Here is a 1295-nt window from a genome sequence, read left to right as displayed (position 1 = left end):
GGGTCTTTTTATATGACAGTGGGCTAAGCACACCTTTTACCGCCGGCGGGTATGCTCTGGCCTCCACCCTGATCAGTATGGGAGGCGGAGAAAATATTTTTAAAGATCTGCCAGCCAGCTGGGGTAATGCCTCGTGGGAAGCCGCAGCACTCCAGGCCCCTGAAGCCATTCTGATTATCGATTACGGCCAGAACCGGCAAAATATTTTTAATTTTTTGCAGCACCACAACCTGATGTCAGAAACACAGGCCATTAAAAACCGTAAAATTCTGTTTGTACGCTATGATGAAATGACCCCCTCACCTTACAATATTGATGCAATCGAAAAAATTGCTGCTTTTTTACATCCTGATGTAAAACTCTGACATGACCTTACGTTTTTCGCTCGCTGCTGTTTTTATGTTTTGCCTTCTTGCAGCAGGTGAAATGATTTTGGGCAATGTCACACTCTCATGGCACTCCCTGGCCCAGGGAGTACTGGAAGGGCCATTCAGCCATCAGATCACAGCCCGTATTTTATGGCTTTTTCGTCTGCCCCGTTTGCTTCTGGCTTTTCTGACCGGCGCTACCCTTGCCGCAGCTGGCGCACTGCTGCAAACGGCCACCCGCAACCCACTGGCCGACCCTTTTTTGTTTGGCCTTTCAGCCGGTGCCTCAGCCGGTGCCGTTACTGTCATCATCTTTATGGGTAATATTGCCGGAATATGGACAACAACAATGGGGGCAGCAGCAGGCGCATTCTGTGCCACAACCCTGCTTCTGGCACTGATAACCCGTTCTGCTCACAGCCTGCCTCCGCAAAGGATCATACTGACAGGGCTTGCTGTCTCATTTCTTTTTACATCTGTGACAAATTTTTTGATTTTTCAGGGCGACAGAAATACCGCTCAGTCAGTTCTGTTCTGGACATTAGGAAGCTTCTCCGCCGCATCATGGTCTTCACTGCCCGTTGCGGCACTGGCTCTGCTCCTGATCTGCACCTATGGAGCCCGCTTCCGTAAAGAGCTTGATGCTCTGCTGGCCGGAGAAGACACAGCAACATCACTGGGCGTAAATGTACGCACCCTGCGACTGAGCACTCTGCTGTTATGTGCACTTAGCTGCGCCATGACGGTGGCTTTATGCGGGCCTGTTGGCTTTCTGGGCCTGGTTGTACCGCACCTGGCACGCTTCATGACGGGTAATACGCTGAAGCATATGTTTTTTCCTGCCGCTATACTGGGTGGCCTCACCGCTATGCTTGCTGACCTGCTGAGCCACAGCCTATTTGCAGCTCAGGAGATACCAACCGGCAT

1 protein-coding gene and 1 pseudogene are annotated in these 1295 nt (G+C 51.2%); both read left to right on the top strand.

The annotated features are described in order from the left end of the window. Nucleotides 1-365, top strand: a pseudogene (locus HK25_RS11610) (ABC transporter substrate-binding protein); the annotation flags it as partial. A gap of 1 nt (nucleotide 366) precedes the next feature. Further along, nucleotides 367-1295 (top strand): iron ABC transporter permease (locus HK25_RS11605; protein ID WP_086636322.1); only part of this gene is annotated, 929 nt, incomplete at its 3' end.

The sequence above is a fragment of the Acetobacter sp. DsW_059 genome, assembly GCF_002153695.1.
Taxonomy (GTDB): Bacteria; Pseudomonadota; Alphaproteobacteria; order Acetobacterales; family Acetobacteraceae; genus Acetobacter; species Acetobacter thailandicus.
Note: the sequence above shows the minus strand (reverse complement) of the source record. Positions and strands in the feature narration are given on the sequence as shown.